The organism is Bradyrhizobium sp. SZCCHNR1043, from assembly GCF_032489675.1.
In the GTDB taxonomy this organism is placed as follows: Bacteria; Pseudomonadota; Alphaproteobacteria; order Rhizobiales; family Xanthobacteraceae; genus Bradyrhizobium.
In genome coordinates this window covers 176,130-198,365 of the sequence record NZ_JAUEYN010000015.1, presented here as the reverse complement: position 1 = coordinate 198,365, position 22,236 = coordinate 176,130, and the positions used below count along the sequence as shown (strand labels likewise).

At 65.2% G+C, this 22,236-nt stretch carries 18 protein-coding genes; 7 read left to right on the top strand and 11 right to left on the bottom strand.

What is annotated here, in order from left to right; translation table 11 throughout:
- Positions 1–384: 384 nt before the first annotated feature.
- The 8 genes from QX039_RS25920 to QX039_RS25885 all read right to left on the bottom strand — a co-directional run bounded on the left by QX039_RS25920 (position 385) and on the right by QX039_RS25885 (position 9,169).
- Entirely contained in the window at positions 385–1,278 is an 894-nt protein-coding gene (locus QX039_RS25920) for an SMP-30/gluconolactonase/LRE family protein (protein WP_315772513.1), read from the bottom strand.
- 217 nt (positions 1,279–1,495) lie between these two features.
- Positions 1,496–3,544, bottom strand: coding sequence for a PQQ-dependent sugar dehydrogenase (locus QX039_RS25915; RefSeq protein WP_315772515.1), 2,049 nt, complete (start codon positions 3,542–3,544; stop codon positions 1,496–1,498).
- A 13-nt stretch (positions 3,545–3,557) separates the two neighbouring features.
- Positions 3,558–4,841 carry a sodium:proton antiporter NhaD gene (nhaD, locus tag QX039_RS25910; RefSeq protein WP_315772517.1) on the bottom strand — a complete coding sequence of 428 codons (1,284 nt, stop codon included), beginning with the start codon at positions 4,839–4,841 and terminating at the stop codon, positions 3,558–3,560.
- A gap of 108 nt (positions 4,842–4,949) precedes the next feature.
- Complete coding sequence (locus tag QX039_RS25905) at positions 4,950–5,174, bottom strand: hypothetical protein (RefSeq protein WP_315772518.1); 225 nt, start codon at positions 5,172–5,174, stop codon at positions 4,950–4,952.
- Positions 5,175–5,325: 151 nt separating this feature from the next.
- On the bottom strand, positions 5,326–5,976 hold the full coding sequence (locus tag QX039_RS25900; RefSeq protein WP_315737288.1) for a ChrR family anti-sigma-E factor: 651 nt from the start codon (positions 5,974–5,976) through the stop codon (positions 5,326–5,328).
- On the bottom strand, positions 5,973–6,518 hold the full coding sequence (locus tag QX039_RS25895) for a sigma-70 family RNA polymerase sigma factor (protein ID WP_315772520.1): 546 nt from the start codon (positions 6,516–6,518) through the stop codon (positions 5,973–5,975). Before QX039_RS25895 ends, QX039_RS25900 begins: the two co-directional genes overlap by 4 nt.
- Before the next feature lie 204 nt (positions 6,519–6,722).
- Positions 6,723–7,343 (bottom strand): GTP cyclohydrolase I FolE, encoded by a 621-nt coding sequence (folE, locus tag QX039_RS25890; protein ID WP_315772522.1) that lies wholly within the window; start codon positions 7,341–7,343, stop codon positions 6,723–6,725.
- A gap of 89 nt (positions 7,344–7,432) precedes the next feature.
- The gene (locus QX039_RS25885; protein WP_315772524.1) at positions 7,433–9,169 is read right to left on the bottom strand and encodes a methyl-accepting chemotaxis protein; all 1,737 of its coding nucleotides are present in this window, start codon (positions 9,167–9,169) and stop codon (positions 7,433–7,435) included.
- 583 nt (positions 9,170–9,752) lie between these two features.
- Here QX039_RS25885 and QX039_RS25880 point away from each other — a divergent pair.
- Positions 9,753–11,339 carry a B12-binding domain-containing radical SAM protein gene (locus tag QX039_RS25880; RefSeq protein WP_315772525.1) on the top strand — a complete coding sequence of 529 codons (1,587 nt, stop codon included), beginning with the start codon at positions 9,753–9,755 and terminating at the stop codon, positions 11,337–11,339.
- A gap of 393 nt (positions 11,340–11,732) precedes the next feature.
- On the top strand, positions 11,733–14,090 hold the full coding sequence (locus QX039_RS25875; RefSeq protein WP_315737292.1) for an efflux RND transporter permease subunit: 2,358 nt from the start codon (positions 11,733–11,735) through the stop codon (positions 14,088–14,090).
- Between the two features lie 124 nt (positions 14,091–14,214).
- On the opposite strand, the gene QX039_RS25870 is transcribed toward QX039_RS25875, so the two are convergent.
- On the bottom strand, positions 14,215–14,709 hold the full coding sequence (locus QX039_RS25870; RefSeq protein ID WP_315737293.1) for a hypothetical protein: 495 nt from the start codon (positions 14,707–14,709) through the stop codon (positions 14,215–14,217).
- Between the two features lie 476 nt (positions 14,710–15,185).
- Here QX039_RS25870 and QX039_RS25865 point away from each other — a divergent pair, with 476 nt between their 5' ends.
- The 5 genes from QX039_RS25865 (at position 15,186) to QX039_RS25845 (ending at position 19,720) form a co-directional block, all read left to right on the top strand.
- Entirely contained in the window at positions 15,186–15,422 is a 237-nt protein-coding gene (locus tag QX039_RS25865; protein WP_315714894.1) for a hypothetical protein, read from the top strand.
- Positions 15,423–15,646: 224 nt separating this feature from the next.
- Positions 15,647–16,525 carry a squalene synthase HpnC gene (hpnC, locus tag QX039_RS25860; RefSeq protein ID WP_315737294.1) on the top strand — a complete coding sequence of 293 codons (879 nt, stop codon included), beginning with the start codon at positions 15,647–15,649 and terminating at the stop codon, positions 16,523–16,525.
- Positions 16,522–17,361: a presqualene diphosphate synthase HpnD gene (gene hpnD / locus QX039_RS25855; protein ID WP_315737295.1), complete on the top strand. Its 840-nt coding sequence runs from the start codon at positions 16,522–16,524 to the stop codon at positions 17,359–17,361. The genes hpnC and hpnD overlap by 4 nt, the downstream gene beginning before the upstream one ends.
- Positions 17,361–18,611, top strand: a complete 1,251-nt coding sequence (gene hpnE, locus QX039_RS25850) for a hydroxysqualene dehydroxylase HpnE (RefSeq protein ID WP_315737296.1) — start codon at positions 17,361–17,363, stop codon at positions 18,609–18,611. The genes hpnD and hpnE overlap by 1 nt, the downstream gene beginning before the upstream one ends.
- Positions 18,612–18,955: 344 nt before the next feature.
- A complete protein-coding gene (locus tag QX039_RS25845; protein WP_409998094.1) occupies positions 18,956–19,720 on the top strand; it encodes a phosphorylase in 765 nt (254 codons plus the stop codon).
- Between the two features lie 108 nt (positions 19,721–19,828).
- Here the strand turns inward: QX039_RS25845 and hpnH are convergent, their stop codons facing one another.
- Together hpnH and ispH are read right to left on the bottom strand one after the other, a co-directional pair.
- Complete coding sequence (gene hpnH / locus QX039_RS25840) at positions 19,829–20,977, bottom strand: adenosyl-hopene transferase HpnH (RefSeq protein WP_315714889.1); 1,149 nt, start codon at positions 20,975–20,977, stop codon at positions 19,829–19,831.
- A 34-nt stretch (positions 20,978–21,011) separates the two neighbouring features.
- Positions 21,012–21,938, bottom strand: a complete 927-nt coding sequence (ispH, locus tag QX039_RS25835) for a 4-hydroxy-3-methylbut-2-enyl diphosphate reductase (protein ID WP_315714888.1) — start codon at positions 21,936–21,938, stop codon at positions 21,012–21,014.
- Positions 21,939–22,236: the final 298 nt, after the last annotated feature.

The following is a 22,236-nucleotide window of genomic DNA, read 5'->3' as shown; positions in this document are numbered from 1 at the left end:
CCAACTGAGTGATGGGCGGCACGCTGTTAGCAGCATCTCGCACGTCACTCCTGCTGCGGAGTATGAGTCCCGGGCTTGCCTGGGACGACGGCGAGTTTGTTGCACGGTCTCTCCACCATTCGCGCTGCGGCGGGATACTTTCCGCTATCATTGTCCGCGAAAGCAGACGATCCAGTATTCCCCAGCAGGGGTGATGAATCGAGACGCCGCGGCGTACTGGATGCCCGCCTGCGCGGGCATGACACGGAGTATGAGGCAGCGTTCTCGCGACATGCGTGCGACAAACTGGCACGACGGGCAATTCGGGCATGGCGGATATGCGCGATCGATTAGTTGTCGTTCAGACAGCGAGCGGTATGCTGAATCCGGCACCAGCAGAGAAGCTCAGCACTTCCGCATCTGCAAACAATGCTCTCGTCCCTCGACATCAGTCCGAAACGACTCGATGAAGCCGCCCTGGCGCTGGGTCACATACACGGTCTTGCCGTCGGTGCCGCCGAAGGCGAGGTTGGTCGGCTCCTTGGCTTTCAGCGCGATCTCCCTGATCATGCGCCCATCCGGCGCCAGCATGGCGATGCTGCCCTTGAGGATGCGCGCGACCAGCAGCCGGCCGCTGGCGTCGGTGCGCAGTCCGTCGATCGTGTTCGGCTCGAAGGTCTTGATCAGCTTCGGCCGTGTCAGCGCGTCGCCGTCGATCGCATAGGACCAGATCTCGCCGCTGTTGGATTCGCCGACATAGAGCGTGCGGCCGTCGGGGCTGAGATCGATGCCGTTGGCGGTGCCCATGGCGCGTGGCGCGATCATCGCCGCGCCCTGCATCACGCCATCAGCGCCCTTCGCAATGCGCCAGACGCGGCCGCTGCGCGCCTTCCAGTTGGGATCGCTCGCATAGATGGTGCCGTCGCGTGACAGCGTGACGTCGTTGGGCTGGCTCATGTCGTCGGCATGGAAGACGAGGCGGGGCTCGGTGGTGCCGGGCGCGATGGCGAAGATGTTGTGCTTCTTGTAGTCGGCGACGAACATGACGCCGGCAGCGTCGATGCGGATCGCATTGCCGATGCTGCCGTCGGGCAGCTCGGTGAATTTCTCCGAGGCCGTCGCTTCCGGCGCCAGCCTGCCGATCGTGCCGGGTTTGCTGATATTGACCACGAACAGATTGCCGTCGCGGTCGACGGCGGGGCCTTCGATGCCGAAGGTGTATTCGCCTGACGGTGTGAGCTGCGTGCTCTCGAACAGTTTTGGGGCGGCCAGAGCAGGGACGGTCGCAAGGACGAGCATTGCGAGTTCCGCCAAACGCGGGATGCGTAGGGTGGGCAAGGGCGCGATGCGACGCTGCTTCCGAGCCAACACCGTGTGCGGCACGCCGTGCCCACCATCGCGGGCAGCGGTGCTCGCGACTACCCCCACCCCCGACCCCTCCCCGCAAGGGGGAGGGGAGCACACTGCGCCTGTGGCAGTCGCTTTGCTCATCCCAGGGATGATCTCGTCGCGTCCGTCAGAGCGGCACCAGAAACTGCTGTTGGATGTAATAGCCATCGTCGTCCGTGCAGGTGCCGTTGAGATAGGTGTCGGCTGGCCGGAAGAAACGGCTGAAGCCGGGCTTATTGACGGCAGACCTCTCGGTCACCACGACGATCTTGCCGAACGGAATGTCGCCGCATTCGCGGCCGTCCGCGGCGAAGAACTTGCGGTGCGGCGGGCCACCCGCTTTGACCCGCATCCGCGTGCCTGGAACCAGGCGCGCGACGAGGTCGTCGGCCACATCAAGCAGTTTCGCATAGCCTGGTTCCGTCTTGATCAGGTCGGCCCCGGGCGGCATCTGCCGCTCGGCACCCAACCCGCGCAATCGCTGACGCAGCCGGCCGGCTTCGGGATCGCCGGGATAGATCCAGCCGTCCTGGGTCAGCATGAAGCGCAGCACCGCGAGGTCCTTGTCTCGATCGGATTGCCCGGCCTTGAGGCCGAAATCCGAATGGCAGCCGCGACAATGTTTCTCGACGAGGTTCTTGCGCACCATCGCCAACCGCGCGCGGCTGGCAGAGCCGTCCATCACCAAGGCGGCCAGCCGGTCGATCAGTTGATCGCTTCTCGTGTCGCAAGGCAACGGCTCGGGTGCAGCCTCGTCCGTGCGGTCGATCCGGATCACGGTCTGGTTCTTGTCCTCCACCAGCCAGATCGCGCCGTCGTCGGCCACGGTCATGCCGACCGGCGCGCCTTGCGACCGGATGCCGTTGACGCGATGCCAGCCGGTGATGATCTCGTCGAACGCCGCGGCCGGCGCGGGACCGGCTGCGGTCTGGAAAGCGCGGGTCGGCTCGGCGGCGCAGCTCACATGATAGCGCACCGGCGCCGGGCTCACTTTCGGGAAGCCACGCTCGTCGACCTCATAGGCGAGCAGCCGGCTGCCGGTCGGCCGGTAGCCGTGCAGGCCGACCAGCAGCCTGCCTTTCAGCTCGTCGAAGCGATCGCCCGTGTAGTAGAGCATGCCGAGCGGCGCGCCATGCGGCGGCAGCAGCGACCAGGGCTGCTTGTAGAGCGTGGTGGTGTTGCAGAGGTTCTTGAGCGCGCCGGACTGCAGCACGCGCTTGAATTCCGGGCTCGGCGTCGTCAGGTCGTAGCAATAGGGCCAGCCGTAATGGCGTCCTTGCTCGATCGCATTGATCTCCTCGTTGGGTGCGAACACGTCCTGCAGATCGCGCGCGTTCTCGCCCTGCAGGAAGGCGGTGCCGGGATCGGGAAAACGCGGATGCAATGCCAGCGCCATCGAGTTGCGCAGGCCGCGCGCGTAGACCTCGTGCGGCGGCGACGGATCGCCGGATTTCAGCGCCGCAAAGACGCCGCCGGCCGGTGGCGTGAACAGCCAGATCGCGGCGAGTGCCGAAGTGCCTTCGCCCGCGGCGCAGGGCTGCGTGATCGGAGACGGTGACAGGCAGTTGTCGCTGGGCGAGCCGATGTTGACGAACAGCCGTCCGATGCGGTCGAAGGCGAATGCCTTCAGCGGATGCGCACTTTCCGATAGGCGGGTGCCGTCGGGCAGCGTGAGGCGGCGTCCCGGCAGGTCGCGGATGATGGTCTCGATCGTTGCTTTCGGATCGGCCGCGAGCGGATCGAAGCGGAAGATCGATGTGTCGGTGGAGGCGTAGATCCGGCCGCCGGGGCCGGCCGCAAGCCCGAACGGATAGGACAGCCGCGTGATCGCCTCGCGGAGGCGCTGGCCGGCCGGCGCCGCGGGATCGAGGATCAGCAGCCGGCCGTCGTCATGGCCCCAGCCGCCCATGTCCGCGATCACGAACAGCCGATGGCCGGAGATCTGCACGATGCCGCGCGGAAATCTCAGGCCGTCGTCGCGGCCGGCTACGAGGCCGGCGCAGAAGCCGGGCTTCATGTCGATCTGGAGGCGCGGAAAGGCGAGGGCGCCGTCGCCGCAACTGGCCGGGCCGAGCGCGTAGCCGCTGCGGACCGTCGCGTCGTCGGCGCGGCCAGCTCCGATGCCGATGAGCATGGCGGTCGCGACGGCTGCAAGACTGTGCCACGACCATCCCATGCGTCGGTCCCGCTCAGTGAAGCAGATTGTATTGGATGATGTAGGCGGCAGCGCCGGCAAAATAGCCGAGCAGGGCGATGCCGCTGATGCGGCGGACGTACCAGAAGAAGTGGATGTTCTCGAGCCCCATCGCGGCGACGCCGGCCGCCGAGCCGATGATCAGGATCGAGCCGCCGGTGCCGGCGCAGTAGGCGACGAACTCCCACAGGAAACTGTCCGGCGGAAACTGGCTCAGGCTGTACATGCCCATGGATGCCGCGACCAGCGGCACGTTGTCGATGACCGCGCTGGCGAGGCCGAGCACGATCACGATCAGGTCGAGCCGGCCGACGGTGCGATCGAGCCATTGCGCCAGCGTCTGCAGGATGTGGGTGTGCTCGAGCGCGGCGACTGCCAGCAGGATGCCGATGAAGAACACGATCGAGGGCATGTCGATGCGGGTCAGCGCATGCACGAGCGTCAGGCGCTGCTTCTGTTCTGAAGCCTTCTCGCGATGGACGATCTCGCCGACCATCCACAAGAGGCCAAGGCCGAACAGGATGCCCATGAACGGCGGCAGGTGGGTCACCGCCTTGAACACCGGCACGGCGACCAGGATGCCAAGGCCCATGAAGAACATCAAATTGCGCTCGAACGGCAGGATCGGGCTGATCGAGGCGAGGCCGGCGCTCGCCGGCGGCACCAGCTGCTTGCCGCGCAGGGTGACGCTGACGACGGCGAGCGGGACCAGCAGGTTCAGGAGCGAGGGGATGAAAACCGACTTCATGATCGCGAGCGGCGTGATCTGGCCGCCGATCCACAGCATGGTGGTGGTGACGTCGCCGATCGCCGACCAGGCGCCGCCGGCATTGGCGGCGATGACGATGATCGATGCGAAGACCAGGCGGTCCTCGTCGCGGCCGGACAGCTTCTTCATCAGCGACACCATCACGATCGCGGTGGTGAGGTTGTCGAGCATGGCGCTGAGAAAGAAGGTGACGAAGCCGACCAGCCAGACCAGGGTGACCTGGTTGCGGGTGCCGATCAGCGAGGTCACGACCTCGAAGCCGTTATGGGCGTCGATGACCTCGACGATCGTCATCGCGCCGATCAGGAAGAAGATGATCTGGGCGGTCGAGGCCACGGACTCGTTGAGCTCGGTCGCGACCGCCGGAGCCGTCCCGTCCATGACGGCGTAAACGGTCCACATCAGGCCGGCGCCGACCAGGGCGGTGGCCGCCTTGTTGATCCGGAACGGGTGCTCCAGCGCCACCACGGCATAGGCGAGCGTGAAGACGGCGACGATGGCAGCGGTCATCGCGGGGGATTTCCGGTCATGAATCTCGGCATGGGCAGCGTGGAACCGCCCCAGATATGACCGATCGGCGGTCCGCCAGCAAGCAGGGGACCGAAACCGCGTCGGGTCCTACACCACGGCCGACGCGATCGCGTCGGCGTGGCTGCGGATGGCGCGGATCTCGGCCGCGCTGCGGCGCACGGTCTTCCGCATCTTCAAGATCGTTGCAGCATGGAGCTCGGCAAAGGCTTGCTCATCGTTGCGTCCGGCACGGGCCAGAAGTCTGCCGAGATGCGCAACGTAATCCTTCTGATCCGCTGATCCGCGCTTGCTGATCGCATCCTTCTCCTCCATGCGCTCTCTCTGAGCGGAAACGGGTCAGAGTCAGATGTGGATCACCCGAATGCTTGCGGTCGTCATTTCGAGGAGCGAAGCGACGAAGCAATCCAGGTCCTTCGCGTCGCCATGGATTGCTTCGCTGCGCTCACAAGGACGGCGGAGGAATTCAGAGCCGGACGAACGGGCTGATGAGGCGGCCGAGCAGGCCGTGCATGCGCAGGTCGCCGGTCATCGCGACGAGGCAGAGGCAGGGGCCCTCGTCACCGACCACCGGACGATGGTCGACCTCGTCGTCGCCATAGTCGAAGTCGCCTGGTCCGTAATAGCCGCCGAGATGGCTGAAGCTGCCCTTCAGCACGCAGGTCAGCTCGTTGCCGGAATGCGTATGCTCCAGCATCCGCGCCCCGGGCTCCGAGCGCAGCAGAAAGGCGCGCGATTTGCCGGTGCCCGGCAGCAGGATCGGGCGCATGCTGATGCCGGGCGCGACGCGCCGGCGCTTGCCGATCTTGCAGCGCTTGACCATCTCGGGCAGGTCCGCGAGCTCGGGATCGTGCTCGGCGACCTCGCTCACCTGCGGCGCCGCCTGCGGGCGTCGATCGATGCGGGCCATCACGGCATCGAAAGCATCCGCGCCCGTCGCGACCGGCTCGGCCGCGTCCAGCGAGGCGCCGGCGAGCTGCTCGATGGCGCGCACGAAGCGCTGGCATCGGCCGCAATCGGCGACATGGACACCGACGACCAGCCGCTCGGCCTCGTCGAGCGCACCAGTGGCGAAGTCGGCCAGCAGGTCTTCCGGCGGGTGGTGGCTGATCGTCATGTCGCGTCGTCCAACAGGTCTCTCAGGCGATTCATCGCCAATCTGATTCGTGACTTTACCGTACCCAGCGGCAGGCCGAGCACCGCCGCGATTTCCGAATGTGGTCGTTCTTCAACGAACGACAGGCGGATCACGGTGGATTGCTCCACCGATAATCTTTCGATCGCGGCCGCCACCCGTGTGGCATCTTCGACACGCGAGACGATCTGGTCGGCTGCGGGCGTCGGATCGGCTTCCTCGTCGCGCCCCACTTCTCTGCTCAGCCGGCTGTCGCGGGCGGCCTTGCGCGCGGCGTCGATCCGCTGGTTGCGCGCGATCGTGAAGATCCAGGCGGCCGCGCCGGCCGTCGACGGATCGAATTGCCCCGCCTTCGTCCACACCGCCACCATGGTGGATTGGGCGATTTCCTCAGCGTCGTCGGCGTTGCAGCCGGTCTTGATGAGGAAGCCTTTGATGCGGGGCGCAAAATGCGCGAACAGGGCCTTGAACGCCTCGCGGTCGCCGCGCGCGGCGACGCGTCCGATCAATTCAGCCCAGTCCACAGTCGCCTTCGGCCCTCTGCTCACATTCACCCTGGTACGGGCACCGAACGCCCGTGCAAATTTCTGCCGGGACGATGCCACGTTCCATTGCGCTAATCCAGCCGCTCTCATCGCGTGGTCATGGTCCCCGGCACGCATGCTTGATCCCGGATAACGTGGATCATGGACGGCTGGATCACAGCGGGCCGAGGATTTTCCGGACCCTCAATTCTTCAGCTCGGAATTGACCATCGCCAGGAACTCCTGGCGGCTCATCGGGTCGGTGCGGAAGCAGCCGAGCATGCGGCTGGTGGTGAGATCGACGCCGTGCTTCTTCACGCCGCGCGAGCTGATGCAGTGATGGGCTGCCTTGATCACGACCGCCACGCCCTGCGGCTGCAGCACCTCGTCGATGATGTTGGCGATCTCGGCCGTCATGCGCTCCTGGATCTGCAGGCGGTTGGCATAGGCCTCGACGACCCGGGCGAGCTTGGAAATCCCGACCACGCGGTTGCGCGGCACGTAGCCGACCCAGGCGCGGCCGATGATGGGCGCCATGTGGTGCTCGCAATGGCTCTGGAACGGGATGTTCCGCAACAGCACCATCTCGTCGTAGCCGGCGGTCTCCTCGAACGTCTTGCGCAGATACTCCTCGGGGTTCTGCTCATAGCCGGCAAAATAGCTCTTGTAGGCCCGCGCGACCCGGGTCGGGGTCTCGGAGAGACCCTCGCGCGACGGGTCCTCGCCGATCCAGGTCAGGATGGTGCGGATGGCGTCCTCGACGTCATCCTGGGTGACCGCAACCGGGTCGCAGGCGAACGGAAGTTTCTTGGCTGTCTGGCGCACGAGAGCTCTCCAAAAACCAAGAAACGGTTCCAGTATCGGAACGGATCACGTCTTGCGGGGCGATTTCCGCGACCGATGGCTCGCCGCCGTCAGCTCGCCTTGCGCAGCCGCATCTCCGCGGAGGGACCCGAGCGCAGGTTCTGGAAGAACTTCTCGACCTCGTTGGCGAGCGTCTGCGCGGTGGCGTTGAGGTCGCCGGACGCCGACAGGACGGAGGCCGCGGCCGTCGAGGTCTCACTGATGGCGTCGCGGAGCGAGCCGATGTTCATGACCAGCGTCTGGTTGCCCTGGGCGGTCGACTGCGCGTTGGCCGAGATCTCCCGCGTCGCCTGGTCCTGCTGCTGGATCGCATTGGAGATGTTCGAGGTGATCTCGTTGATGCCGCGGACCGCCTGGCCGATCTCGCGGACCGCGTCGACCGCGGTCTTGGTCGAGGCCTGGATCAGGCCGACGTTCTGGCTGATCTCCTCGGTCGCCTTGGCCGTCTGCCCGGCCAGCGCCTTGACCTCGTGAGCGACCACGGCAAAACCACGGCCGGCCTCGCCGGCGCGGGCGGCCTCGATGGTCGCATTCAGAGCGAGGAGATTGGTTTGCTCGGCGATGGTCTGGATCAGGGTCAGCACGCCGTCGATGCGCTGGGTGGCGGCGGCAAGGCCCTCGATCTCCGTGACCGACTTCTCGGTGCGTTGGCCGGTCTGCTCGACGGCGCCGGCCGACTGCCGGATCTGCCGGCCGATCTCCTCGACGGACGTCGACAATTCCTCGGCGGCGCTCGCGACGGCGGAGACGTTGGTCGACGCCTGCGACGTCGCGCCGGCGGCGGTGACCGCGCGCTCGTTGGCATCGGCCGTCAGCCGCGTGATCATCTCGGCGGTTTGGCGCATCGCGGCGGCGTTCTCGGTGACGGTCCGCATCACGCTGCCGATCGCGGTGCGAAATTCGTCGACCGCGGTCTCGATGTGGCGGGCGCGGGCTTCGCGGATTTCGGAGTCCTGCGAGACCTGGACATTGAGGTCGCGGTTATGGGCCATCGCCTGCTGGAACACGCCGATGGCGCGAGCGAGCTCGCCGACCTCGTCGGCGCGCCCGGCATACGGCACTTCGACGTTCTCGGCGCCGGTGGCGACCCGGCGGATCGTATCGGTGATCTGAGACAGCGGCCGAGCGATCGAGCGAGCGATGATCACCACGCCGGCTGCGACCAGAACCAACATCAAGCCGCCAAGGCCGGTCAGCACGAGCGAGAGCTTGTTGTTCAGCGCCGTTTCCTCGGCGATCTTTCCTGCGCGCTCGACATAGACTTTGGACAGCGCCTCGAGATCCGTGTTGAGCGCCTTGCGCACGGAGCGATTGGCGTCGTTGTCGCCCCACTCGCGTCCCGCGGCCGGGCTGATTTCATTGGCGCGGCGGACCAGTTCGGCGCGGAATTCGACGAATTGCTCGATCCGCTTCTTGAATGTTGCGAATTGCTGGGCGTCGTCGGCCTGTACGATCGCCTGCCACTTGTCGACGACCTTCAGGATGTCAGCATTGAACTTGAGCAAGCCGTTGCCGTATTGTTTTACGACGGCGGGGTCGGTCGACATATAGACGCCGCGCGACTCCATGACGACGGCATAGACGAGGCCGTTGACCAGCTGAACGTTGTGAGCGGCGAGATTGGCCGTCTCGATGGCCTTGATGAGCTCCGTGGCTCGCCGCGAGTTGTAGTCGGACAGCCAGGTGATTGCGGCGGTCAATAGCGCAAACAACGCGAAGATTGCATAGAGCTTGACTGCGATGGATTGGCGCGTGGCCGTATTCGTTGACGTCGGGCGTGAGGTCATGAGGTGAGATACCGCGAGTTTTTGCTACGACGCAGGAGGCGCTTGATTGTTAATAGTTATGCAAAACCTTCATGGAGAAAGCGTTAAGTTGACACCGTCAGTATTATGCAACCCCCGCGTACTTCGCTTGGCGTTTCAATCGATTAGTTGGTGCTCCGCAGCAGGGGCGGGCGCCGGGGCATCCGGTTGACTACGGAGGGCATGCGCCATTTCGAGGCCCCTCGTTCCCCTGCAAATGCATTGCAACCGGTGGCCGGCCGCGCACGCGCTCCCCCATTGGTTCGCCGATCGGAGACCGGCCGGGAACAGTCGTTGCGTTCGATCGATCAATGATCCATCTGATTGGAACTTTAGATCGCCTTTCGCATTCCGCCATCCGCATTGCGATGCATCGGATCAGGTCGCCTCGTCGGGTCGCGTCTGATCAGGCCAGACGGCGCGAGCATCCGGCATGCGGAGGGGACGTTGCGCCCTGCGACGGGAGCGGAAGGCTCGATCGCACTCAACTTTTCCGGAAGGGGTGGCGAAGCCTTATCTTCGGCCGTAAGGTAACCAGTTAGCGGGTTGTCGCGAGGGGCAGTCGATGAGATTCGAGGGCATCGAAACGGTACGTCGCATTCTCTGTGTGTTTCCGCGCTACACCTCGTCGTTCGGAACCTTCGAGCATGCCTATCCGCTCACCGACGGCGTCCAGGCCTTCATGCCGCCGCAGGGGCTGCTGCTGATCGCGGCCTATCTTCCAAGTTCCTGGCAGGTGCGCTTCATCGATGAGAACATCCGCCCGGCGCGGGACGAGGATTTCTCCTGGGCCGAAGCGGTGTTCGTCAGCGGAATGCACATCCAGCGTCAGCAGATGAACGACATCTGCCAGAGGGCGCATGCGTTCGACCTGCCGGTCGCGCTGGGCGGCCCTTCCGTCAGCGCCTGTCCGGACTACTATCCGAGCTTCGACTATCTGCATGTCGGCGAGCTCGGCGATGCCACCGACGAGCTGATCGCGCGGCTGGCGCGGGATCCGTCGCGGCCTGCGCAGCAGGTCGTGCTGCGGACCGACGAGCGGGTGGCGATGACCGATTTCCCGGTGCCGGCCTATGAGCTCGCCGAGGTGAAGAAGTACTTTCTCGGCAGTATCCAGTATTCCAGCGGCTGCCCCTATCAGTGCGAGTTCTGCGACATCCCCGGCCTCTATGGACGCAACCCGCGCATCAAGTCGCCGCAGCAGATCATCGCCGAGCTCGACAAGCTTAGGGAATGCGGCGTCACCGGCTCGGTCTATTTCGTCGACGACAATTTCATCGGCAACCGCAAGGCGGCGATGGACCTGCTGCCGCATCTGATCGAATGGCAGAAGCGCACCGGCTATGTGATGCGGCTCGCCTGCGAGGCCACGCTCAACATCGCCAAGCGGCCCGAGATCCTGGAGAAGATGCGTGAGGCCTATTTCATCACCATCTTCTGCGGCATCGAGACGCCCGACCCGGATGCGCTGACGGCGATGCACAAGGACCACAACATGATGGTGCCGATCCTGGAGGGGATCAGGACCATCAACGGCTATGGCATGGAGGTCGTCTCCGGTATCATCATGGGGCTGGACACCGATACGCCGCAGACCGCGGACGCGCTGCTGCAGTTCGTCGCGGAGAGCCGGATCCCGCTGCTCACGATCAATCTGCTGCAGGCGCTGCCGAAGACGCCGCTGTGGGATCGCCTCGAGCGCGAGGGCAGGCTGGTCCACGATGACGGCCGCGACTCCAACGTGAAATTCCTGATGCCCTATGACGAGGTGGTCACGGCGTGGCGGCGCTGCATGGAGGTGGCCTATGAGCCGGAGCGGCTGCTCGCGCGCTACAAGCACCAATGCGACACCACCTACGCCAAACGCATCAAGGTGCCGGTCAGCGACGAGATGAAGAGCTGGCCGAACATCAGGCGCGGCCTGGTCATGATGGGCAAGATCTTCTGGAAGGTGGGCGTGCTCGGCGACTACAAGCGGCCGTTCTGGCGCTTTGCCTGGAGCCAGCTCAAGCGTGGCGAGATCGAGAATTTCATCGCCGTGGCGCTGATCGCGCATCACCTCATCATGTTTGCGCGCGCCGCCTCGCGCGGGAATCAGAACGCGTCGAACTACTCGATCCGGCTGCGCGAGGCCGCCCTTCCCGCAGGGTGATGGTCCTCTCTGGGACAGGGGCGGCGAGTGGCGCTCGCCAGCACCGGCCGCGGCCTGCCCCGGGCAAGGGACGGCTCGGTCGGATACCGGTCCTTGAGTCGTTCAGGTTTTTGAGCCCCGCGTCCGTCCGGGTCGTCCACGCTCTTTTCAAGCACGGCAGAATCGTGGCGTGATCGGAAGCCATGCCGGCTCGCCGTCTTGTGTGGCCGGGCATGGTTGCGGCCGGGGAGTGAACCCTGCTAGACCCGGCCTCGACGAATTGTCACGTGTTTTCAAGGATTAGCTTCGGCTGCGGGCCACAATGCGGTCATCTCTGCTTCGCTGAGCGGCCTTATTTCTGCCCTATGCGCTCAGGCCTTCCGAATTAGGCCGCCCCCAACCACTGGACACCGCATGCTGGAAGTCAGGCACGACAACGAAGTCCATGTCGAGAAGGTCGAGCACCGGCCGGCCGACAGCATCGCTTTCGGCATCGAGCGGCTCGGCCTCCTCGCGGTCAAGGCGCCGATCTTCTCCTGCGTCGTCCTGCTCGTCCTGATCGTGGCGGCGGTGTTCGGCATCAAGCGGATCCAGATCGACGATTCGCTCAGCCAGCTGTTTCGCTCCGACAGCAAGGAATTCCACCAGTACGAGGAGGTGACGAAGAAGTTCCCGGCCGAGGAATTCGACGTCCTCGTCGTGGTCGAGGGCAAGACCTTGCTGGCCCGCCAGAACCTCGAGAAGCTGCGTGACTTCGTGACCGACCTGCAACTGGTCGAGGGCACCCGTGGCCTGGTGTCGCTGTTCTCGGCCCGTCAGGCGCCGGCGCCCGGCAAGCTGCCGGCAGCGCTGTTTCCGTCGGATCTGCCGGAGGGCGAGGCCTACGACAAGTTCATCGAAACGGTGAAGTCCAACGAGATCATCCGCGGCAAGCTGTTGTCGGAGGACGGCACGCTCGCCCTGATCGTGCTGTCGCTCGAGCCCAAGGTGGTGGCCTCGAACGATCTCGGGAAGGTGGTGGGCGACATCCGGAAGCTGATGGCGGAGAACCTCGCCGACACCGGCCTGAATGTCCAGCTTTCCGGCGTGCCGGTCATGCAGCTCGAGATCCGCAACGCGGTGGAACGTGACGGGCTGACCTACAACATTCTCGGCATTCTCGCCGGCTGCATCATCGCCATCATCTTCTTCCGCAAGGTCTCCTTCATGATCGCGGCGGCGTTTCCGCCGCTGATCGCGATCATGCTCGCGCTCGGCGCGCTCGGCTGGGCCAATTTCAATCTCAACATGTTCCTGAACGTGATGACGCCGCTCATCATGGTCATCAGCTTCTCCGATTCGATGCAGCTCACCTTCGCCGCCCGCGACCGCCTGATCGCAGGGCAGGACAAGGTGACGGCGTTCAAGAACGCCGTGCTGGTCGTCGGCCCGGCTTGCGTGCTGACCCACGCCACCGCCGGCATTTCCTTCATCGCCCTGCAGTTCTCCGACAGCGACCTGATCCGCAAGTTCGGCGAGGCGGGGCTTGCCGCCACCATCATCGCGCTGGTCGCGGTGCTGTCGCTGGTGCCGGTGTTCGGCGTGCTGCTGGTGCGCAACGAGAAGACGTTCGCGGTCAAATTCCAGGGGGCCGATGCCGGCGTGCAGGCGCTGCGCAATTTCTGCTACTGGATCGCGGTGCGCATGGTCGGTCGTCCCGGCCTGTTCAGCCTGATCGCGGTGGTGTTCGTCGGCTCGCTCGCGGTGGTCTATGCGAGCCTGGAGCCGCGCTACCGGCTCGCCGACCAGGTGCCGGACAAGCGCCAGGCAGTGGCGGCGAGCAACCGGCTCGATGCCAAGCTCACCGGCGCCAATCCGGTCAATGTGCTGGTCCAGTTTCCCAAGGGCGCCTCGCTCTATGCGCCGGAGACGTTGCAGACCATCGCCGACGTCCATGCCACCGTCGAGAAGACTGCCGGTGTCGGCAACGTCTGGTCGGTCGAGACGCTCAGGCGCTGGCTGGCCGAGAAGGCCGGCTCGTCCGATACGACGACGCTGCAGGAATACGTCAATCTGATCCCCGAGCATCTGGTGCGCCGCTTCATCGACAAGGAGCAGGATGCGGTGGTGGTCGCCGGCCGCGTTCCCGATCTGGATTCCAGCCAGCTGCTGCCGGTGGTCGACAAGCTTGATCATGAGCTCGACACGGTCAGGAAGAAGCACCCCGGCTTTGAGATCGCGGTCACCGGCCTAGCCGCCATCGCCGCGCGCAACTCCGCCAGCATGATCCAGAAGCTCAATCACGGGCTCACCATCGAGTTCGCGCTGGTGGCGATGTTCATCGGGCTCGCCTTCCGCTCCTGGGTGGTGATGCTCGCCTGCATCCTGCCCGGCATCTTCCCGGTGGTGATGTCCGGGACGTTGTTGTGGGCGATGGGGGAGGGGCTGCAATTTGCCAGCGTGGTGGCGCTCACGGTCTCCTTCGGCCTCGGCCTGTCGGCCACCATCCACTTCCTGAACCGGCTGCGGATGGAGAGTGCGCCCGGCGTCAGCGCCGCGGTCGCGGTGGAGCGTGCCACCGTGCTGGTCGGACCGGCGCTGATCCTCACCACGGTGGTGCTGGCCTGCGGCCTCGTCGTCACCGTGTTCTCGGATCTGCCGTCGCTGCGGCTGTTCGGCTGGCTCAGCGCGTTCTCGATGGTGGCGGCGCTGTTCGCCGACCTCTTCATCCTCCGCCCGACCGCGATGTTCCTGATCAACCTGTCGCAGAAGCTGAAGCGCAAGCCGGTGTGAGGGGCGTGATCTAAGCCCAATCCAACACTGTCATCGCCCGCGTACGACGCGGGCGAAAAAACAAAACGGCCCTGACGTCGTCAGGGCCGTTCGCGCATTCCGTTGCTGACGATGTCGCGACCGTTCAGGTCTTCGACATCGTGATGTTGACGCCGCGGATCTCGCCCTTGGAGGAGATCTGCACGACCTGCTTGTTGCCGCTGGTCCTCAGGGTGATGCTGGCGGCAAAGCCGGCGGCCTGCACGAACACGTCGATCTGGCCGTTGCCGGCGGTGCCCTGCAGCTCGCCGTTCACGTTGCGGCTGGATTCGCTCCAGTTGCCGGAGATGCGATCGCCCTGGCTGGTGACGTCACTGGTCAGGAGGAACTTGTAGCTGTCGCTGGCGCATTGCAGACTCTGCTTCAGATTGGCGCCGGCCACCTTGTAGCTGGCCTTGCAGCGGATGCGCTCGGTGGTGCCGTCGGACAGCGCGACCGTACCGTTGCCCGACCACGACCCGTCGAAGCCGGCGAACGGGCCCGACTGAGCCTGAACCGCGGTCGCCGCCACGAACAATGCCGCTCCGAGACCGGCGGCCTTGACGACGCGCCCAGAGAAAGGTGAGCCGAACAGTTTCATATCGAGTTTCCCATCCAAAATGACACCGCTGTGTCGGCGTACGCCGCCGCTTCGAACACTTGGTGTTCTCGCCGAAGGTTAGGTTCAAATGACGGCCGGTCGGGCGCTGCGACCGGATGCCATGATGCCCGCCGACACCGTGCGACGGGTCGGCGCCGAATGGTCGTCCTCGCAAGACGGCTGCACGCAAGCCGCCTCGACGGCGCTGCATCTAACGGTCCGCGCGGCATGCTTGCAACAGCCAAATGCGAAAAACGTGTTCCGAGAATAACGCCCTAGTATCAACGCCTTGTTTGTGCCAAAGCTGTGATCTCCGAGCTTGATCCGCTCGGGATCATAGGGCGCAAATTTGGCCGCATTTGGCAGCGTACCTCCGGCGCTGGGGGGCTTGCGGTCCTTGCCAAACCAAACAGGTGTTTCCCGGGCAGCATCGGCGATCCGGGAGGTCTCCTCTGCTGTCAAAATGAAGGAACACGATGCGTAAGATTTTCCTGGCACTTTCCCTGCTGTCGTCGGTGTCCGTTTCCACCGGCGCGTTCGCGCAAGGCCGCGGCGGCACGCCCGAAGAGCAGGCGGCCTGCACGCGTGACGTTCAGAAGTTCTGCCGTGCCGTCATCGATCAGGGTGACTTCACGATCCTTGCGTGCCTGAAGGAGAACCGCCCCAAGATCAGCCCGGCCTGCGATCAGGTGCTGAAGACCCACAACCAGTAAGCGGTTGCCGTTCGGAACGGTTGTTTCCGAACTCTTTTGGTTAACGACCGCCGGCCCGCCCCTCAGGGAAGGGGCGGCGGTTCGATCCTATGGGCTGCCCGACATCGATTGCATTGGTTTTGGCTGGATCTTCGCCTATATGGGGGCGAGCAATCCGTTCGCATGAGCGAAGCGGCGGGCATTGTTTTCGGTAGCGCCCTTTCAACCTGATAGCTGTTTCGTCCATGACCACCGCGAGCGATTTGCGATCCGGCAAGACACACCGGGACGAGAACTTTCCGGTGGCCTCCTGGATCATCCGTCCAGAGCACCGGGCGCTGATCCTCGCCTTCTACAATTTCGTGCGAACCGCCGACGACATCGCCGATCATCCGAGCCTGCCGGGCGAGGAGAAGCTGCGGCTGCTCGATCTGCTCGAAGCCGAGCTGACCGGGACCGGCGAGACCCAGGATGTCGCCGTCAGCCTGCGCCGGGCGCTCGCCGAACGCGGCATGCCGCCCCGGCATGCGCTCGATCTGCTGGTTGCCTTCCGGATGGACGTGACCAAGCTGCGTTACGAGAACTGGGACGAGGTCATCCACTACTGCCGCTACTCGGCGATGCCGGTCGGCCGCTTCATGCTCGATGTGCACGGCGAGTCCACCGCGACCTGGCCGGCCTCGGACGCGATCTGCGCCGGGCTGCAGATCAACAACCACCTGCAGGACTGCGGCAAGGACTACAAGGCGCTCAACCGCGTGTACCTGCCGCGCGATGCGCTGGCGGAAGCCGGCGCCACCGTCGAGATGCTCGGCGAGTCCAGATCGCCGCCGCAACTGCTGGCCTGCCTGCAGAAGCTCGCGGTGCGTAACGCGGCGCTGCTCGATGAGGGCAGGGACCTCAACAGCGGCGTCAAGGATTTCCGTTTCGGACTGGAGATCGCCGTGATCCAGGCTTTCGCTGACCGTATCGTGGCGCTGCTGAAGGTGCGCGATCCACTGAGTGAGCGCGTGCACCTGTCGCCCGTCGGCATGCTTGGTCTCACCTTCACGTCGGTGATGGGCGAGATCGGCCGCCGCGTGGCCGGGCGTCATCCCGCCACCAAATCGGCAGCCGGCGCATGACCCTCGAGGCGACCGCAGACAATATCGATCACGGCACGGCGGCGTCCGGCAGCTCGTTCTATGCCGCCATGCGCATCCTGCCGCGCGCCCAGCGCGATGCGATGTTCCAGGTTTACAGCTTCTGCCGCGAGGTCGACGACATCGCCGATTCCGACGGGCCGCGGCCCGAGCGGCTGGCGGCGCTGCAGAAATGGCGCGACGACATCGACGCGCTCTACCAGGGTAACCCGCCGCCGCGGCTGCACGACTACGTCGCCGCGGTGAAGACGTTCGGCCTGAAGCGGGAGGATTTCCTCGCCATCATCGACGGCATGGAGATGGACGTGCCGCAGGAGATCCGCGCGCCCGATCTCGCCACGCTGGACCTTTATTGCGACCGGGTCGCGAGCGCGGTCGGCCGCCTCTCGGTGCGCATCTTCGGCATGCCCGAGGAGGACGGCATCCTGCTGGCCCACCATCTCGGCCGCGCGCTGCAGCTCACCAACATCCTGCGCGACATCGACGAGGACGCGGCCATCGGCCGGCTCTATCTGCCGCGCGAGGCGTTGCTGTTCGCCGGAATCACCGGCGATGATCCGGCCAAGGTGACGCAGGAGCGAGCGCTGCCCAAGGTCTGCAACTCGGTTGCCGTCAGGGCGAAGACGCATTTCGAGAAGGCCGACGAGATCATGCGGCGCAACCGCCGGCGTGCCGTGCGTGCGCCGCGCATCATGTCGAAATACTACCGCGCCGTGTTCGACCTCCTGCTCGAACGTGGCTTCGCGCTGCCGCGCGAGCCCGTCCGCGTGAGCAAGCTCACGAAGATCGGCATCATCCTCCGTTACGCAATCATCTGATGCAAAAGACCGCTCACATCATCGGCGCCGGCGTGTCCGGCCTTTCCGCCGGCGTGCGGCTCGCCAATGCGGGCTACATCGTGCACGTCCACGAGGCCACGCAGCAGCTCGGCGGCCGCTGCCGGTCCTATTACGACGCCGCGACCGACCTGGTGATCGACAACGGCAACCATTTGCTGCTGTCGGCCAATCATCACGTGCTGTCCTATGCCCGCGCGATCGGCTCGGAAGCGGGGCTGGTCGGGCCGGAGAAGGCGCAGTTCGCCTTCGTCGACATCCGGAGCGGCCAGCGCTGGCTGCTCGATCTCGGCAACGGCCGCCTGCCGCTGTGGGTGTTCGACGAGGGTCGCCGCGTGCCGGATACCAAGCTCGGCGACTACCTCGCGCTGTCGCCGCTGATCTGGGCCGGTACGTCCAAGACGATCGGCAGCACGATTCCCTGCAAGGGCACGCTGTACGACCGCCTGGTGCAGCCGCTGCTGCTCGCGGCACTGAACTGCGATCCGCCGGAAGGCTCGGCGGGGCTTGCCGGCGCCATCGTCCGCGAGACCTTGCTCGCCGGCGGCCAGGCCTGCCGGCCGCTGATCGCGCGCGATGGCCTGTCGGGCGTGCTGATCGATCCGGCCGTGAAATTCCTGGAAGGCAAGGGCGGCAGCGTCCGGATCGGCCGCGAGCTGCGTGGCCTCGACGATGCGGGTGGTCGCGTCACCGGGCTCAGGTTCGGCGGCGATGAAACCGTCGCGCTCGGTCCGTCCGACGTCGTGGTGCTCGCCGTGCCGCCGCGGCCGGCGATGGCCCTGCTGCCGGGGCTCACGGGGCCGACGAAATATCGCGCCATCGTCAATGCCCATTTCCGCATCACGCCGCCGCGCGATGCACCAGCTCTGCTCGGGGTGGTCGGCGGCCTGGTCGAATGGCTGTTCGCCTTCCCGCAGCGGCTCTCGGTCACCATCAGCAATGGCGATCGGCTGGTCGACATTCAGCGCGAGGAGCTCGCCGCCGCGATCTGGGCCGACGTCTGCAAGGCCGCCGGGATCAAGGCGGAGCTGCCGCCGTGGCAGATCGTGCGCGAGCGTCGCGCCACCTTCGAGGCGACGCCGGAGCAGAACGCGCTCCGACCCGGAGCGAAGACGGCGTTCGGCAATCTCGCTCTGGCCGGGGACTGGACCGATACCGGCCTGCCGGCAACCATCGAGGGCTCCGTCCGCTCCGGCGACCGCGCTGCGAATCTCCTGCTCGGGCACGGCTGACCGGCGCAGGGCAGCCGAATCTGGCCGCGCCGTCATGCCGCCCGCGCCGCGAGTCTCACATTTTCGTGGCGTAGTTCTTGCTTAAAGTTCCACGCTTGGTGGCGCCGGCGCAATTTGTTCCAGGGCGGAACAGGGATCGGCGGGGCCAAATGGCAACACCAGGCAAAAAACGCATCGGGTACGGGTGCAGTGCGGCGCAAACGGGGTTTCCTCGCGGATTTTTTCTGCGTAATCCTCGGTTTGTTAAGGCCTTTCCGCTCTGGCGCCGCCGTGGCTGAGGCTTTGGAACAAGAGACGGAGACGTCGGATCACGCGACGTCCGAGAAGGTGTCAGGGGTCGGATTGTGAAGTTGGGGATGGGGGACGATACGTCCGCGGATCGCCCGATTGATCCGCGGCCGGTCTTGGTCGTGACGGGCTTGGTGCAGGAGGCCCGGATTGCTGCCGGGCCCGGCATGATGGTGATCTGCAGCTCGAGCGACCCCAGGCAGTTGCGCTCGCTGCTCACCGTGTTCGATCCGACCTCGATCCGCGGCGTCGTCAGCTTTGGCGTGGCCGGTGGCCTCGATCCCAGCCTCAAGGCCGGCGACATCGTCGTCGCCACCGAGGTGACCGCGGGCGACGCGCGCTGGTTGTCCGGACTGTCGCTGCGTGAGGAGCACATCGCCCGCGCCGCCCTGAAGAAGCGCCGCGTCGTGCGCGGCGTGCTCGCCGGGGCCGAGGAGGTTGTCGTGGCCCAGGCCCGAAAGGCGGCGCTGCGCATGAAGACCGGGGCGGCCGCGGTCGACATGGAGAGCCACATCGCCGCCGCCTATGCCGCCGAGTATGGGCTGCCGTTCGCGGCGCTGCGGGTGATCTCCGATCCCGCCCATCGCACCCTCCCGTCGCTCGCCAAGGACGCCATCAAGCCGAACGGCGACATCGACCTGCCGATGATCCTGCGCGGCGTCGCCCGCAATCCGGCCGTGCTGCGCGGCCTGGTGTCGACGGGCATCGAGTTCAATCGCGCCCTGCGCTCGCTGCGCGGCGCCCGCGACCTGCTGCTGAGCGGCATGCTGGCAGCTGAGCATTTCCTCGAGACCGAAACGCTGGCCGCTGCCGAGGCGTGAGCCGTTTGCTCATCACGGAGCGTAGCGTCCATCCCGATCCAGAGATCAGTTCAATGAAAAAGGCCGCCGATCACTCGGCGGCCTTTTGATTGATCAGAGCCGTGAAGATCAGGCGGCCGTCGAGGCCTTCTGCTGCGCCTCGATCGCCTCGTCGTGACGGATCTCGGAGAGGCGCTTTTGCACCTCCGACGAGAACACGTACTGCGCCGGGCGCTGCTTGGAGAGATCGATCTCCGGCGCCATCGGACCCTCGGTCTTGATGCCGCGCAGCGACACGAACATCGCCTTGATCGGGTTGGTCAGCGCCGCATTGGCGGCGGTCGCCTCGTAGCCGCAATGCGCCATGCAGTCGGCGCACTTCTCGTACTTGCCGGTGCCGTAGGAGTCCCAGTCGGTGGTCTCCATCAGCTCCTTGAAGGTCTTGGTGTAGCCTTCGCCGAGCAGATAGCAGGGCTTCTGCCAGCCGAAGATGTTGCGCGCAGGCATGCCCCAGGGGGTGCACTCGAACTCCTGGTTGCCGGCCAGGAAGTCGAGGAACAGACCGGAATGCATGAAATTCCACTTCTTGCCCTTGCCGAGCTTGAAGACGTCGCGGAACAGCTGCTTGGTCTTGGTGCGGTTGAGGAAGTGCTCCTGGTCCGGCGCGCGCTCATAGGCATAGCCGGGCGACATGGTCACGCCGACGCCGAGCTCGGTCGTGAAGTCCAGGAACTTGGCGATCTCCTCGGCGGGATGGCCGTCGAACACCGTGGCGTTGACGTTGACGGTGAAGCCGCGCGCCTTGGCGGCCTTGATCGCGGAGACGGCGCGGTCGAACACGCCCTTCTGCGAGACCGCCTTATCGTGATGCTCGCGCAGGCCGTCGAGATGCACCGAGAAGAAGAGGTAGGGGGAGGGCTCGAACAGATCGAGCTTCTTCTCCAGCAGCAGCGCGTTGGTGCAGAGCGAGACGAACTTCTTGCGGGCGACCAGGCCGCGCACGATCTCGCCGATCTCCTTGTGGATCAGCGGCTCGCCGCCGGGGATCGCCACCATCGGCGCACCGCATTCGTCGGCCGCGTCCCAGCACTCCTGCGCGCTCATGCGGCGGTTGAGGATCGCGTCGGGATAGTCGATCTTGCCGCAGCCGGCGCACGCCAGGTTGCAGCGAAACAGCGGCTCCAGCATCAGCACGAGCGGATAGCGTTTCCGGCCGAGAAGCTTCTGCTTCATCAGATAGGCCCCGATACGCAGTTCCTTATGGAAGGGGATTGCCATTACGTCTCTTCTTTCTGGACCAAACGAGGACCGATCAGCCCGCGACCAGCTCGGCCGGCAGGCGGAATTCGATGTTTTCTTCCCGCCCCGGGACCACCGCGACCTCAACCGGTCCGATGCGCCGCAGGGCTTCGATGACGTCGTCGACGAGGACTTCGGGGGCCGAGGCGCCGGCGGTGATGCCGACGGCCTTGGCGTCCTTCAGCCAAACCGGATCGAGCTCGCTGCCATCAGCGATCAGATAGCTTGCGACCCCGGCCTCGGTGCCGATCTCGCGCAGTCTGTTCGAGTTGGAGCTGTTGGCGGCGCCCACCACCAGGATGACGTCCACCAGCTTGCTTAAGTCCCTTACCGCAGATTGCCGGTTCTGTGTCGCATAGCAGATATCCCGGATATCGGGACCTTGAAGGTCTGTAAAGCGGGCTTGAAGGGCTAAAATGATGTCCCTGGTGTCGTCCACGCTGAGCGTGGTCTGGGTAATATAGGCCAGCGGGGTATCGACCGGCAGGGGCAGGGTGGCCACATCGGCCACGTTCTGCACGAGGTGGACCGGGCCGGGAACCTGACCCATGGTTCCCTCGACCTCCGGATGACCGGCATGGCCGATCAGTACCAGGGTACGGCCCTTGGACATGTAGCGCTTGCCCTGGTTGTGGACCTTGGTCACCAGCGGGCAGGTGGCATTGAGCACCGGCAGCCCGCGGGCGGCCGCTTCCTCCTCGACCGTCCGGGCAACGCCGTGGGCGCTGAACACGGTGACGGCGCGCGGCGGCACCTCGGAGAGGTCCTCGACGAAGATGGCGCCCTTGGCCTTCAGGCTCTCCACCACGTGCTTGTTGTGGACGATCTCATGACGCACATAGACCGGCGGGCCATACTTCTCCAGCGCGCGCTCGACGATCTCGATCGCACGCACGACTCCAGCACAAAAACCGCGCGGCTGCGCGAGATACACCTGCATGGGACGTCCAGCCACGTTGCCTCACTTTCGACCCGGCACCTCCGTGCGTGCGACGGGGCTGCAATATTCGCACCAGCGAATGCCCCAATTGCCCGCCACACCGATGGAAGCGCAGGGCTTTGTGTCAAAAATCGAGCGAAGAGGAAAGCCAGTCTGCAAGTCGCTCGCATGTGACCCGTCGCACACAGCCCGCGACAGGCCGCAGGTAATTTAGTAATTATAAATTAGATCAATTAATTGAGTTGGTTATGCTCTCACTCGTTCGTCACTTTACCGCCGAGAACAGCCGCTATATCAG

Excerpts from the sequence above, each read along its gene's own strand:
- QX039_RS25870 (WP_315737293.1), bottom strand. The coding sequence starts at position 14,709 with ATGAAACTGTTCGGCTCACCTTTCTCTGGGCGCGTCGTCAAGGCCGCC.
- hpnH (WP_315714889.1), bottom strand. The coding sequence starts at position 20,977 with ATGGCAATCCCCTTCCATAAGGAACTGCGTATCGGGGCCTATCTGATG.
- hpnC (WP_315737294.1), top strand. The coding sequence starts at position 15,647 with ATGACCACCGCGAGCGATTTGCGATCCGGCAAGACACACCGGGACGAG.
- ispH (WP_315714888.1), bottom strand. The coding sequence starts at position 21,938 with ATGCAGGTGTATCTCGCGCAGCCGCGCGGTTTTTGTGCTGGAGTCGTG.
- QX039_RS25865 (WP_315714894.1), top strand. The coding sequence starts at position 15,186 with ATGCGTAAGATTTTCCTGGCACTTTCCCTGCTGTCGTCGGTGTCCGTT.
- QX039_RS25920 (WP_315772513.1), bottom strand. The coding sequence starts at position 1,278 with ATGCTCGTCCTTGCGACCGTCCCTGCTCTGGCCGCCCCAAAACTGTTC.
- QX039_RS25905 (WP_315772518.1), bottom strand. The coding sequence starts at position 5,174 with ATGGAGGAGAAGGATGCGATCAGCAAGCGCGGATCAGCGGATCAGAAG.
- hpnD (WP_315737295.1), top strand. The coding sequence starts at position 16,522 with ATGACCCTCGAGGCGACCGCAGACAATATCGATCACGGCACGGCGGCG.
- QX039_RS25915 (WP_315772515.1), bottom strand. The coding sequence starts at position 3,544 with ATGGGATGGTCGTGGCACAGTCTTGCAGCCGTCGCGACCGCCATGCTC.
- QX039_RS25900 (WP_315737288.1), bottom strand. The coding sequence starts at position 5,976 with ATGACGATCAGCCACCACCCGCCGGAAGACCTGCTGGCCGACTTCGCC.
- nhaD (WP_315772517.1), bottom strand. The coding sequence starts at position 4,841 with ATGACCGCTGCCATCGTCGCCGTCTTCACGCTCGCCTATGCCGTGGTG.
- hpnE (WP_315737296.1), top strand. The coding sequence starts at position 17,361 with ATGCAAAAGACCGCTCACATCATCGGCGCCGGCGTGTCCGGCCTTTCC.
- QX039_RS25885 (WP_315772524.1), bottom strand. The coding sequence starts at position 9,169 with ATGACCTCACGCCCGACGTCAACGAATACGGCCACGCGCCAATCCATC.
- QX039_RS25880 (WP_315772525.1), top strand. The coding sequence starts at position 9,753 with ATGAGATTCGAGGGCATCGAAACGGTACGTCGCATTCTCTGTGTGTTT.
- QX039_RS25875 (WP_315737292.1), top strand. The coding sequence starts at position 11,733 with ATGCTGGAAGTCAGGCACGACAACGAAGTCCATGTCGAGAAGGTCGAG.